Annotated in this window: 15 protein-coding genes; 10 read left to right on the top strand and 5 right to left on the bottom strand. The window is 33.5% G+C overall.

Annotation, left to right across the window (positions count from 1 at the left end):
- Positions 1-4 precede the first annotated feature (4 nt).
- Genes RT250_RS07190 through RT250_RS07160 form a run of 7 tightly spaced genes read left to right on the top strand, consistent with a single transcriptional unit; the run spans position 5 to position 5648 of the window.
- Positions 5-1132, top strand: a complete 1128-nt coding sequence (locus RT250_RS07190) for an NAD(P)/FAD-dependent oxidoreductase (RefSeq protein ID WP_313113466.1) — start codon at positions 5-7, stop codon at positions 1130-1132.
- Positions 1129-1848: a methyltransferase domain-containing protein gene (locus RT250_RS07185; RefSeq protein WP_313113465.1), complete on the top strand. Its 720-nt coding sequence runs from the start codon at positions 1129-1131 to the stop codon at positions 1846-1848. The genes RT250_RS07190 and RT250_RS07185 overlap by 4 nt, the downstream gene beginning before the upstream one ends.
- Complete coding sequence (locus RT250_RS07180) at positions 1845-2897, top strand: type III polyketide synthase (RefSeq protein ID WP_313113909.1); 1053 nt, start codon at positions 1845-1847, stop codon at positions 2895-2897. Before RT250_RS07185 ends, RT250_RS07180 begins: the two co-directional genes overlap by 4 nt.
- A gap of 10 nt (positions 2898-2907) precedes the next feature.
- Complete coding sequence (locus RT250_RS07175; protein ID WP_313113463.1) at positions 2908-3675, top strand: SDR family oxidoreductase; 768 nt, start codon at positions 2908-2910, stop codon at positions 3673-3675.
- 15 nt (positions 3676-3690) lie between these two features.
- On the top strand, positions 3691-4131 hold the full coding sequence (locus tag RT250_RS07170) for a 3-hydroxyacyl-ACP dehydratase FabZ family protein (protein WP_313113462.1): 441 nt from the start codon (positions 3691-3693) through the stop codon (positions 4129-4131).
- Positions 4124-5392 carry a beta-ketoacyl-[acyl-carrier-protein] synthase family protein gene (locus RT250_RS07165; protein ID WP_313113460.1) on the top strand — a complete coding sequence of 423 codons (1269 nt, stop codon included), beginning with the start codon at positions 4124-4126 and terminating at the stop codon, positions 5390-5392. Before RT250_RS07170 ends, RT250_RS07165 begins: the two co-directional genes overlap by 8 nt.
- Positions 5393-5399: 7 nt before the next feature.
- Positions 5400-5648: an acyl carrier protein gene (locus RT250_RS07160; protein ID WP_313113458.1), complete on the top strand. Its 249-nt coding sequence runs from the start codon at positions 5400-5402 to the stop codon at positions 5646-5648.
- A 112-nt stretch (positions 5649-5760) separates the two neighbouring features.
- Here the strand turns inward: RT250_RS07160 and RT250_RS07155 are convergent, their stop codons facing one another.
- From RT250_RS07155 to RT250_RS07145, 3 genes are all read right to left on the bottom strand, one after another.
- Positions 5761-6216 (bottom strand): arsenate reductase family protein, encoded by a 456-nt coding sequence (locus tag RT250_RS07155; protein WP_313113456.1) that lies wholly within the window; start codon positions 6214-6216, stop codon positions 5761-5763.
- 11 nt (positions 6217-6227) lie between these two features.
- Positions 6228-6530 (bottom strand): ribosome hibernation-promoting factor, HPF/YfiA family, encoded by a 303-nt coding sequence (gene hpf / locus RT250_RS07150; RefSeq protein ID WP_237607030.1) that lies wholly within the window; start codon positions 6528-6530, stop codon positions 6228-6230.
- 80 nt (positions 6531-6610) lie between these two features.
- The gene (locus RT250_RS07145) at positions 6611-7570 is read right to left on the bottom strand and encodes a TerC family protein (protein ID WP_313113453.1); all 960 of its coding nucleotides are present in this window, start codon (positions 7568-7570) and stop codon (positions 6611-6613) included.
- Between the two features lie 146 nt (positions 7571-7716).
- Between RT250_RS07145 and RT250_RS07140 the strand changes: the two genes are divergently transcribed.
- From RT250_RS07140 to RT250_RS07130, 3 genes are all read left to right on the top strand, one after another.
- Positions 7717-8319, top strand: coding sequence for a nitroreductase family protein (locus RT250_RS07140; protein ID WP_313113452.1), 603 nt, complete (start codon positions 7717-7719; stop codon positions 8317-8319).
- Between the two features lie 4 nt (positions 8320-8323).
- Positions 8324-8524 carry a hypothetical protein gene (locus RT250_RS07135; RefSeq protein WP_313113451.1) on the top strand — a complete coding sequence of 67 codons (201 nt, stop codon included), beginning with the start codon at positions 8324-8326 and terminating at the stop codon, positions 8522-8524.
- A gap of 420 nt (positions 8525-8944) precedes the next feature.
- Positions 8945-9079, top strand: coding sequence for a hypothetical protein (locus tag RT250_RS07130; protein WP_313113450.1), 135 nt, complete (start codon positions 8945-8947; stop codon positions 9077-9079).
- 212 nt (positions 9080-9291) lie between these two features.
- Here RT250_RS07130 and RT250_RS07125 read toward each other — a convergent pair whose 3' ends face one another.
- Both RT250_RS07125 and rapA read right to left on the bottom strand, forming a co-directional pair.
- Positions 9292-10128 carry a M28 family peptidase gene (locus RT250_RS07125; protein WP_313113448.1) on the bottom strand — a complete coding sequence of 279 codons (837 nt, stop codon included), beginning with the start codon at positions 10126-10128 and terminating at the stop codon, positions 9292-9294.
- A 146-nt stretch (positions 10129-10274) separates the two neighbouring features.
- A complete protein-coding gene (rapA, locus tag RT250_RS07120) occupies positions 10275-13109 on the bottom strand; it encodes an RNA polymerase-associated protein RapA (RefSeq protein ID WP_313113446.1) in 2835 nt (944 codons plus the stop codon).
- Positions 13110-13431: the final 322 nt, after the last annotated feature.

The following is a 13431-nucleotide window of genomic DNA, read 5'->3' as shown; positions in this document are numbered from 1 at the left end:
TATTATGGTTAAAAAAAATAAATGGGATTTAATTATAATTGGGGGAGGTCTTGCAGGCCTTACCACTGCTTTACATTTATCTAATCATAATTTAAAGATATGTTTGATAGAAAAGAATACATATCCAAACCATAAGGTATGCGGTGAATATGTAAGTAATGAAATTTTACCATACCTAAAATCGTTAAACATTGATCCTTTTTCTATCGGAGCGAAAAAAATCACAAAATTCAATATTACGAATTTAGAAGGTAATACACTTAACACAAACCTTCCATTAGGGGGCTTCGGAATTAGTCGTTACGCTTTTGATGATTTAATTTATAAATCTTTAAAAAATAAAATAGAAGTAATATTTGAAACGGTCGAGAAAGTAGTTTTTCAAAAAAATAATTTCGAAGTATCCACTCAAAACAAAAAAATATTTAATGCAGATTTTGTGGTGGGAGCATTTGGAAAAAGATCCAATATCGATTCGTTTTTAAAAAGAGAATTTATATTGCAAAAATCACCTTGGCTTGCCATTAAGGGGCATTATAACTTTGATTTTCCCGAGGATACTGTGGCTTTGCACAATTTTAATGGTGGATATTGTGGCCTTAGTAAAATTGAGACAAGTGCCGTGAATGCTTGTTATTTAACCACTTTTAGCGCATTTAAAAAATATAGTGATATTGATGCTTTTCAGCGTAACGAAATGAGTAAAAACCCATTTCTAAAAGAATTTTTTAATACTGCAACCCCCATTTTCGAGAAATCAATTACTATTAGTCAAGTTTCATTTCAAAAAAAGAAACCAGTAGAAAATCATATCTTTATGATTGGTGATAGTGCTGGATTAATTCATCCTTTATGCGGAAATGGAATGGCTATGGCCATTAGAAGTGCTCAAATATTTTCAAATTTATTTATAGAAGCCATGAAAAAAGATAGTTTCAACAGAGAAACATTAGAAGAAAGTTACACACATTCATGGTACACTGAATTCGGTAATAGGCTAAAAACAGGAAGATTTATTCAAAACTTGCTGATGAATCCCCATAGTTCAAAAATTGGATTTTCCGTAGCCAAAACATTTCCATCAATAATTCCTATACTAATTAAAAAAACACATGGTAATCCTACTAAATGATTAGTTTCAGCCATAAAAATAGATCTTCTCAAAAAGAAGTGATGGACAGTTTGGATTTTCAAGGAGATGAATTGAATAATCTACTGCTTGACTTAAAAGCTATAAACAAGTGGTTGGGGGGCAATCACATTACCATTGATGGGGTTAAAAAGTTAATAAAAAATCACTCTAGAGACAGTACTGTTACAATACTTGATATTGGGTGTGGTGATGGAGAAATGCTAAGAAAATGTGCTGATTATTTTGTAAAGCAAAATTTAAGATTTAAGCTTATTGGTATAGATTTCAATGAAAACATATTAGAAATAGCCGAATCCAAAAGCGTTGGTTATTCAAATATTTCATTTCTTAATATGGATGTCGTAAACAATACAGAAGCAATACCTGAAAGCGATATTATTTTATGTACATTATTTCTTCATCACTTCAAAAATGAAGAAATAGAAAAGTTAATAAAAAAGTTTTTGGTCAAGTCACGATTAGGGATAGTTATAAATGATTTAGAAAGAAGTAAACTAGCATTTAATTTGTTTAAATTGGTACATAAATTATTTCTGAAAACAAAAACAGCTAGATACGACGGTTTAATATCCATCGCAAGAGGTTTTAAAAAGAATGAACTTGTAAGATTTTCAGAGCACATTCCAAATCAAAAAAGTACTATCCGTTGGTGTTGGGCCTTTAGATTTCAATGGATTATAAATAAAAATAAATAATGGTAAAAATTACAACAGTATCGACTCAAGTAGCTCAACATTGTAGAGAAACACCTGAGATCATTGAGCTAGTCAAAAATTGGATGAGCAACCAAGATAATCGATATAAACGTAAAGTAATAAAAATAATGGAAGGAGCAGGGGTGGACAAACGCTATTCTATTATGAACCCTGTAGATGTATTTAAAAATCCTAGTTTTGAATCTCGTAATAATATATACATTAAGGAAATAAAAAAAATGGGCAAAGAATGCCTCCAAACAGCACTAAACCAAGCAAATTGGAAGGCTACTGATATTGATTTTATTATTACCGTAAGTTGTACAGGAATTATGATTCCTTCGGTGGATGCTTATTTAATTAATGACCTAAAAATGAGGGATGATGTTGTGCGTTTACCTGTAACTGAAATGGGGTGCGCCGCTGGAGTATCTGGAATAATCTATGCTCGAAATTTCTTAAAAGCGAATCCGGGAAAAAGAGCTGCTTTAGTGTCAATTGAAGCTCCTACTGCAACCTTTCAAATTAATGATTACTCAATGGCAAATATTGTAAGTACCGCAATATTTGGAGATGGTGCTGCCTGTGTATTGTTATCTTCGTGTGAAGACGACACTGGGCCTGAAATAATTGCCGATGAAATGTATCATTTTTATGATGCAACGGATATGATGGGATTTAAACTTGTTGATACAGGCTTACAAATGATACTTGATAAGGAAGTTCCCGAAAAAATAGCAGAACACTTTCCTAAAATCATTCACCCATTTTTAAAAACGAATGATCTGGCAATCGAAAAAATAGACCACCTAATTTTCCACCCAGGAGGGAGGAAAATTGTAGAAACCGTGGAAGAACTTTTTGGTAAATTAGGAAAGAATATTACCGATACCAAGGAAGTGTTAAGGCTCTATGGAAACATGAGTAGTGCCACTGTACTTTTTGTTCTAGAAAGATTTATGACACGAAATCTTGAAGCTGGCTCCTATGGACTTATGTTGAGCTTTGGCCCAGGATTTTCGGCTCAGCGCATATTGTTAAAGTTTTAAGGTAAAGACTATGAATTTTAAAAATAAATGGGCAGTGATTTTAGGTGGTAGTAGTGGTTTAGGGCTTGCAACTGCTATAAAACTCGCTACTGAAGGAATGAATATTTGTATTGTTCATAGAGATAGAAAAAGTTACATACCTGAATTTGAAGCTGAAGTTTCTAAATTAAAAGCGTTAGGAATAGATATAAAAACTTTTAATAAGGATGCATTAAACAGAGAGGTACGAAATCAAATAATTTCTGAATTACCAGAAATGAGTGTGAAGCTGTTATTGCATAGTATTGCGAAAGGAAGTTTAAAATCTATGACTGACGATGGAGCTAATCTTGAAAAACAAGATTTAGATATAACCATACATGCGATGGCCACTAGTTGGTACGAGTGGACTCAAGCTTTAATCCAAAACAATAAATTTTCAGATAGTGCTAGAAATCTAGCTTTTACAAGTGAAGGAAATACTAGGGTTTGGCCTGGATACGCGGCAGTTTCAGCTGCAAAATCGGTTTTAGAATCTTTAATGAGAAGTATGGCTGTAGAACTTGCACCATTTAATATTACAACTAATTGTATTCAAGCCGGTACCACACAAACAGCTTCCTTTAAAATGATTCCAGGTAGTGGGAAATTAGCGGAAATGAGTAAATTCAGGAATCCATTTAAAAGAATGACGCAAGCAGAAGATGTCGCCAATGTGGTATTTTTACTTTGCAAAGATGAGGCTAAGTGGATCAATGGAACAATAATAAAAGTTGATGGTGGCGAAAGTCTTCGGTAAACAAAAAAGTAAAATTTGAAGCGCGATAATATAATCAAAATACTCCCTTACGGACCCGAATTTTTATTTGTGGACGAACTCACTAAGATTTCTTCGGAAAGGGCTGAGGGCTACTACACGTTTAAAAAGCACGAATATTTTTACAAAGGTCATTTTAAAGAAAATCCTGTAACACCTGGAGTAATCCTAATAGAGTGTATGGCTCAAATCGGCCTTGTGTGTTTGGGAATATATTTATTAAATTCAGAAAAGATATCTGAGAAAACAGCAGTTGCATTTAGCAGCTCTCAAGTCGACTTTTTTATCCCTGTGTTTCCGGGAGAAAAAGTAAAAGTTGTTTCAGAAAAGGTTTACTTTAGATTTAATAAATTAAAATGCAAGATTAGGATGTTTAATGAAAAAGGGGAGCTCGTAGCGAATGGTGAATTAAGCGGAATGGTAAAGAAGTATGAATAATAGAGTTGTAATAACTGGTTTAGGTGTATGTTCCCCAATAGGAGTGGGGCTACCCGATTTTACAAAAGCTTTACAAAACGGTAATTCGGGAATTCGATATTATTCTGAATTAGAAGATTTAAAGTTTTCTTGTCATTTAGGGGCCATTCCTAAAGTTACTGAAGAAAAAAAGAGGGAGTATCTTACAGAACTACAGCTACGGAATTTTAAAAGTAGTAATATTTTATATGGTATTATTGCAGGAATGGACGCTCTAAAAGATGCGAAAATTCCAGCAGCTAAAATTGATGATGAACCATTATGGGATTTAGGAATTATTTTCGGAACCGGTGTAAGTAGCGTAGAAAAGTTTAGAGAAAGCATACACAAAGTAGATGATAAAAACTCACGTAGGTTAAGTAGTAATACCGTTCAACAAATAATGACTAGCGGAATTAGTGCTTATTTAGGGGGTTTAATTGGAGCAGGAAATATGGTTACAACAAATTCATCTGCCTGTTCCACGGGTACTGAAGCGCTACTATTAGGTTACGAAAGAATAAAAACTGGCAAAGCCAAGCAAATGCTTTGTGGGAGTACAAGTGATCACGGCCCCTATATTTGGGCTGGTTTTGACGCTCTAAGAGTTTCTAATTATAGATATAACGATGCTCCTGGAAAAGTGCCGGGTCCTTTAAGTGAAGCTGCAAAAGGATTTATACCAGGAAGTGGAGCAGGGGCGTATCTATTAGAATCGTTAACGAGTGCGGAAAAAAGAGGAGCTACAATTTATGCAGAAGTTTTAGGGGGTGCCGTTAATAACGGTGGACAAAGAGGTAAAGGAACTATGACAGCTCCTAATAATAAAGCTATTATAAAATGTATTCAAGCAGCCTTAGTTGATTCAAAAATTGAAGGAAAAGATATTGAATATATAAATGGTCATTTAACAGCAACTTCCAAAGACCCAGAGGAAATTGAAAGTTGGTGTAAAGCACTTAATAGAAATGGAAATAACTTTCCTTATATAAATTCCTTAAAAGGTGCAATAGGGCATTGTATAGGTGCTAGTGCTAGTATTGAAATAGTTTCGGCATTAGTACAAATGAAGGAAGGATTTATTTTTCAAAATCTTAACTGTGAACCAATACACCCTGAAATACTAAAAAACATTTCTATTGATAAAATTCCAACACAAACGTTACACAAATCATTTAATGTTATGGCCAAGGCGAGTTTTGGGTTTGGAGATGTCAACGCCTGTGTTATTTTCAAAAAATAAATAAAATATGACTTCAGAAATTATATATAAAAAAATTGAACCAATTATTAAGAACTACTTACCAGAAGATGTTTCTAAAATGGAAGTTAATAGAGAAAGTGATCTTACAAAAGAATTGAATATCAACTCAGCTCATTTAATAGATATTGTTTTAGATGTAGAAGATGTATTTGATATCGAAATAAAAAATGAAGATCTCGAAAAACTCAGAAATCTGAATGATGTAATTAATTTAATCAAACAGAAAACGGAATAATTAGGTATTCCTAGTTAACAGTTACTGAGTTTTACTTGGTATAAAAAAACTGTTTTTATTAGTGCAAAGGACTAGATTCCTAAATACTAATAAAAACAGTTGATAAATTTTATTACTCTATAAAATTTTCGTTTTCGGAAGTAGGTGTTATATCTGGTTGCGTGTCGTTGGATGGACTTTGCTCCAAACCTGCAGATTCAACTTCAAAAAACGCTAATATTTCTGTAGGATTCTCAATTTGTTTTGTTCTATCGCCATTTATAGCAATAGGATTCGAAATTACAAAGTCATTACTTTGAATAATTTTTATCCAATCCTCAGTGTTAAAATCCGAGGTGTTATCAGAATTGAGATCAAGCTCACGAGTGTCAACAAGGTCGCCAACTTTCACTCCAAGTGCCTTTGCTATTTCCACCCATTGGGTATCTCCAACCTTGGTTTTAGCAATATCAACTGCTAAATACGGTTTCTCAATACCTGTAAGATAACTCAACGTATGTGCCCCTACACGTGTATTACTGCTGTATATTAATGTTAATTGATTTTCGTCACGTGCTATAACTCCCATATTATATATAATTAATGTGCTTGTAGTTTTTCTTTTCGCTTTTGTAGTTGTGTTCTAAGCTCTGTTGAAACCTTTGCCACAGAGGCCTCAAATGATGCTGCTGATGTTTCAGCAAAAATATTAGAGCCTGGCACGCTTAAACGTACACTGCAAATTTTACCTTTTTCTGGATTGCTGCTATTTTCTTTTTTGAAATAAACATCTGCACTTACTATAGAGTCGTATTTAGATTCCAGTTTATTTAACCTTTCTGTCAATAAAGCTTCTAACCTTGGACTTGCGGTTACCTCGTGATATTCAAAATTGATAGTCATATTTTATGTATTTAAAATTTGAATATTAAAGATACAATAGCATAAAATCCATTCCAAACTTTTAATAGCTTTTTGTGAAATTAATCGTCCTTAATTGGTGTATTACTAGAATCTGGAATTAACAAAGACGCTAATACACCTCCAGCCAAAGATATGCCTATAATTCCAAGTGAAAGCCATTCGGGTATTTCTACATTATGTGATAGTAGCATTTTAATACCGACAAATGCAAGAATAATAACCAAGCTATAGTTTATGAATCTGAACTTCGTCAACATTCTAGAAATTAAAAAATACATAGAGCGAAGTCCTAGAATTGCTAAGATATTAGAGCTAAAAACAATAAATGGATCGGATGTAATTGCAAGTATTGCAGGAATGCTGTCTAAAGCAAAAAGAATATCGGTTAATTCTATAATTATTAAAGCCACGAAAAGGGGAGTGGCTGCTCGTATTCCCATTCGTTTTATAAAAAATTTATCTCCATCCATTTTATAACTTATAGGAAAGAGTTTTTTCATATATCGAAATACTTTCGATTTTTTTGGATCGAATTCAGACTCTTTATGAATTAACATTCTAAAAGCCGTAAGTAAAAGGAAAGCACCAAAAACGTAGATTATCCAATCGAACTTGTTAATGAGAGCTACACCAAAAAATATCATTAACGCTCTAAAAACTATCGCGCCTAAAATTCCCCAAAACAATACCTCATGTTGATATTTTTGAGGAATAGCAAAGGATGAAAATACAACAGCTATTACAAATACATTGTCAATACTTAACGACAGCTCGATTAAATATCCAGTGATATACTTAAGAACTGCATTTTGTGGAGTAAGCTCTGTAGGATTTTCAACTAGCCCTTCAGAAAACAACCAAAAGATTATGCCAGAAAAACCTAAGGCAATAGTTATCCAAATAGAAGTCCAAATTGCCGCTTCTTTGGTTTTAATTACATGCGGAGTACGATTAAATACCCCTAAATCTAAGGCTAGAAATAAAATTATAAATGCTATAAATACACCCCATACTAACATCGCGAAAATTTTCGGCTAAATTTAGGTGTAAATCATGTTAAAATATACAACAGATCTGTTAATAAATTATATTTCCGTTAAATCTTTTTTAAATCCTTTTTAGCCAGTCATTAACTGATTAATTTTAATAAAAATATTTAAAACGTATGAAAGTAAATAAAACTACACCAACTGATTACCCAATTTTAGAAAGTATCAAAGATAGATGGAGTCCAAGGGTCTTTTCTAATAAACCCATTACCGAACAACAAGTAAAAATATTGCTAGAAGCTGGACGTTGGGCGCCAAGCGCTTCAAATATTCAGCCATGGCGTGTAATATGGGGATTAAAAGGTACAGAAATGTACGATCGAATTTTTAATTGCTTAGACGAATTTAATAGTAGTTGGGCGGGGAATTCACAGTTACTATGGATTAACGCCTATAAAAAAACCATGAATAATAGAGATGTGGATAACTTTCACGCCTTACACGATTTAGGGCTATTTATGGGGAATGTAATCCAACAAGCAAATAGTATGGAAATTGCAGTCCATCAAATGGCTGGAGTAGATTTTAAGAAAGCCCAACAAGAATTTGGGTTTACCGATGATTATCATGTAACTACAGCGATAGCTTTTGGCTATTTTGGTGGTAATCCTGAAGATTTACCTGAGGATCTAAGAAAACAAGAGTTAAAAGAAAAGCGTGAAAGAATGTCACAAGATGAATTTGCTTTCAACGGAAATTTTAAAAACAATAAACAATAGAGCTATGAGTGATAAAAAGAAACATGCAGATTTCCAAGATGAATATAGAAAGTCGTCAAACTTTGGTAAAACCGACAAGACTGATGAATTAAACATAAAAGGTGATGGGGAATTGAAGTTAGAGAAAGATGAAAATATGAAAACTAAGGCGGAAAAGAAGAAGATTGATAAAACATTAAACAAAATTATATCTGAAGAGGAATAGCTCTATTTCAAATATTTTACATAATATAAATTATAGAACAAATGTGTTCATGTAGGTAAAATAGCGAATAGAACATTTTCATTCTATTTTACAAAGATGCAGATATAGCGCCTTTAGGTCTATATCGTCAACCGAATCGACTTTAGGAGATTCACGAAATCCATAAAACAAAATATAAATGTGTGAGTAATTATGTCGAGCTAATTGTGGATTTATAGTTGTATTTATAATTTGGTGGCAATAATTTTCTATTTTAAAAAATACCCCAAAGAGTTCTGTTTTCAAAAAAAATAAATTCACATCACTGCTGTTAAAATATTTTTAATTGTGTTATAATCTTTTACAAATAAGCTTTTATTCAACAGGCAAATTTTTAGTTTTAATACTTAAAAATCGTTTTCTAATTTAAAACAATTAATCATGGGTGATACAACAGACGGATTTAATAAAAAACGCGACCACAATCAATACGGCGAAGTAGAAAAAGATAGAAATAAAAAGGATATTAAAGAGTTGCCTAAACCACCCAATAGAGGTGCGAAAGAAGAAGAATAAATATAAATTTACTATTATCTAGTTTTATCTGATTTTATCTGAGATTTCTAAGCAAATATTTTTGAGCCAATTTGGATAATAAAAATAGCGATGCCAAGTGTGAAAATTAAGTTTGAAGAACACCACACAAACCGAGCAAAGAACAAATTTTGGTCAGTTCATATTTTGGTGGAACTGGTTTAAAACATTATTCTTTTACCTATAATTTATTCCTAAAAATTAAACAAAGCATGTGCAATACTGTTCACTGCATTTGTCATAATCTCAAAATCTAATGTTTCAATGGTATCTGTAGCTGTATGATAATTGGGATTTCCCTCTCCCCCTGTACCTATCACCATCACAGCTGGAATATTGAATTGCCAGTAATTGCGATGATCGGAAGGACCGTTATTTGGATAGTGCTCTGCAAAAGAAATACGCCGGGAATCCATTGTACCATTCGCTTTTAACAACTGAGAGACTTTTCTATTAAAGAAATCAAATCGTTTTATACCAGAAACTATCAATTGATTTTTGTGAAATGAATTGTCTTCATCTTTAACTTTAGTTTCACGATAATAGCCAATCATTTCAAGCGCTATCATCCCTATATAGTCTATATTGCTATTTGTGATTGAGTTTGCGTGAATATAACTCCCCATTTTACTTGTTTTAAAAAACGGAGGTTCCTCTAAGCAGAAAAACACAAAATCAATTCCGTAATCTAAGGTTAAACTACTTTCAGCTAGCATACGTGATATATCTAACAAGCCAGCTACACTACTTGCATTATCGTCGGCACCAGCAATTTCTTTATAAACGTCGTAATGAGCGCCAATTATAAATCTTTTTGATTTTTGTGATTGGTAGGTCGCGATAACATTTTCATATATATTTCCTTTAGCTTCCCATTTTTGCCTAGCTGTAGGTAAACCGATATCTTTAAGTTGTTCCTCTATATATGTGGCTGTTTTTTGAAGGCTTTCAATATTTTTATAGTTCCGATAAGGGTATATGGAAGTCAAAAAGGCCACGTGTTTATATAAGTTTTCTGTATTCGCTTTCATTTCCATATATTTCAAAACTACTAAAATTCTATTTTTATGGCATCCTGGGCTGCGCGTTTTCAGCCCCCAAAGGTCTACAAGATTGATGGGGTTGAAATGCGTCCGACGATTTACGTCCTACCTTTTAAATGTATTGTATTCAGCAACTACTCTATTATTATTAGCTGAACTGCATCCATCCTAATTCTTGCATTTTTAATAAGAATAGATAATTCTTGCTGCTCGTCAAGAGCTGTTTGAATTTCTTCTTGTCTAATGTTACTATTATTGCTCTTTAAAGTTTTTAATCGCTCGATTTCGTGATTAAGAGTCGTATTCATTTTATGTAAACCAATTTCTTTCTTTTTCAAACTTTGTGTTTCGGCAATATTTGTTGCAGCTGCTATCATTTTGGGTAGGATTGTTTCTACCAGCGCTTCATTATCTAGCAGAGGTTCTATCTGACCAGCAGCCAAATTCTTGTTTAAAAATTCAACAGGATATTGATCGGTTACTTCTTTACCATTAAGGTCTACCACAATACGTATTGGAGTATTGGGGAGAAAACGATCTATAAATACTCCTTGTTTTCTTGAGGTTTCTAACATATAAAGGAACTCCATTATAAGGCCACGACTACTAGTATTTCGAAGGATACCGAAACTAGCACTTCCAATTCCTGAGGTTAGCACCATTTCAATACACTCTGTGGTAATAGGATGGTCCCAACTTAAAAAACTCAGGTCTTCCCTACTCAAAGCATGATTTCTATCGAAAGTAACTCCGATACCTTCCCGTGGAATTGATGCAAATGCCTCTGTAGTAACAGAAGCTGGATGTAGAAAATAACTTCTATAAGCTAAATCTTCCATTTCCATATTAAAATACCTGAAGACCTTGGTTAGGTATATTTCAAGATTTTTGTCACGATCTTCTTGCTTAATTTGTCTAATCAATTCATGAGAAACCTTTGGTCTAAATGAATTCATTTCAAGCAACTTATCACGTCCATATGAAAGTCTTTCTTGAAGTTCCTTTTGAAAGATGGTTGTGTCAACAATTAAGGCTTCTAATGCTGAATCTTCTTCTGTGAATGCTGAAGAGTTACAAATATTTAGCAATCGATCTCCAAATAATTTAAAAACTTCATGACCAACCTCAATATTTTTTTCAAATGCATTTAGCCCTTCGTGATACCATCGTACAAGTTTATGCTGTGGAGTATTAACTAGATATGGAATATAAATATTAACATTTTTAGTTTGGCCTATTCTATCTAATCGTCCTATTCGCTGCTCTAACAATTCTGGATGTAGCGGAAGATCAAATAGTATGAGGTGATTTGCAAATTGAAAATTACGTCCCTCACTCCCGATTTCTGAACAAAGAAGAATTTGTGCTCCATCTGCATCGGTAAACCAAGCTGCATTTTTGTCTCGTTGTACTATAGTAAGATCTTCATGGAAAACAGCTACATTTAAATTGGCACGCTTTGTTAACGCTTCTTCTATAGCCATTACTTTTTCTTTGCTTTTGCAAATTAATAAGGTTTTATCGGGAGAAATTTCTTTTAAAATATTCAAAATCCAAAGCAATCGTGGGTCGTCCTGAAACCAAAATTCTTTTTCCTCTATAAGATGTTCTGTATTAATATCTTTTACAAACTCTTTGGTAAGCCTTTCAACCCAAATTGATTCATCATCCTTTACTGCAAGTGGAATTAAATGTGCTTTTCGTTTAGGAAAATCACTCATAGCAGATCGAGTATTACGGAATAATACTCGACCAGGACCGTGTTGGTCCAACAAGTCTTCTATTAAATTAAGTTTTGATACTGCGTCGCCCTTTAGTACAGCTTGAATGCGTTCTCTGAAAAAAATAGATTCTAAAATTTTTATTTCCTTAGTGCTTAGGGATTTGCCCAAATCAAGTTTTTCAACTATAGTTGCAATATTTTTATAATCTTTTGATTCATTTATAAAATCCTCATAATTGTTATATCTAATAGGGTCTAGCAATCGAAGACGTGCAAAATGGCTTTCAATTCCCAATTGTTCCGGTGTTGCGGTAAGAAGCAACAATCCTTTCGCCACCTTACTCAGCAGTTCTACCACAGCGTATTCTGGGCTTACTTTGTCCACAGACCACTCCAAGTGATGAGCTTCATCCACCACAAGCATATCCCAACTGGCAGATAATGCTTGGCGTGTTCTTTTTTTTGAGCCTGCCAAAAACGCTGTACTACAAATTATTAACTGATTGGCAAGAAATGGATTATTCTCCGGTGCACTTTCGTCAAGAGCTTCACAACGAGCCTCATCAAAAATATTAAACCACATGTTAAACTTGCGCAATACTTCAACAAACCATTGATGTACTAAAGATTCAGGAACGAGAATCAGCACTCTCGAAATTCGACCGCTTAGCAATAATCGGTGAATTATAAGACAGGCTTCAATAGTTTTCCCAAGTCCTACCTGATCTGAAAGTAATACACGCGGGGCATAGCGGGAGCTCACTTCGTGTGCGATATAAAGTTGATGTGGAATTAAATCTATCCTTCCGCCTACAAATCCATAAACGGGAGAAATTCTTCTATTGTATTCGTGTTCTAAAGTTTCTCTTCGTAGTGCAAAGGCGCGTGGTGAATCAACATCTCCCATAAATAGCTTATCATCCACTCCATAACTTGCGGTAACATCACCTAGCTCGGCTTCAGAAATCTTATGGTTTTTATCGTAATACATATAAAATCCATTAACCATTCTCACATTCTCAATAAGCATGGATTTCTGGTTTGAATCTACAATAGTATCTCCGGGTTTAAAGACTACACGGCGCAAAGGAGCACTTTCTATGGCATATACTCTATATTCCTTGGAAAGCGGGAAATATATTTTTACTTGACGGTTACTGGTTTCCGTTAAAATACCTATCCCTAATTCTGGCTCACCTTTACTAGTATATCTTTGATTTGGGTAAAAAGCATGCTTGTTATTCATTGATGTAGGTAATTGTTTGTTGAGGGAATTGGTAAATATCGGAAATCTAAGTTCATTAGACCATAGAAGACTTCCTCTTAAGTTGAATAAGGTTTAGGCTGTGATGCAATAATCCGTGAGATCTTTCCTCGCTTAATTCTCACTAAGAAAATTGAAAATATCTAAGTTTTATTAGCCGGGTTTCAAAAAACTTTGGTGTAATAATTCCTCGAATATATTTTGGTATATTTGATAACAATAATAGTTATTTTCAATATACACCTATCTCTTTATCTTGGCGGTAACTATCGAGTAAATTTCTCGACAAAAAAACTGTAACTTA

The organism is Aequorivita sediminis, assembly GCF_032080575.2.
Lineage (GTDB): Bacteria > Bacteroidota > Bacteroidia > Flavobacteriales > Flavobacteriaceae > Aequorivita > Aequorivita sediminis.
Note: the sequence above shows the minus strand (reverse complement) of the source record. Positions and strands in the feature narration are given on the sequence as shown.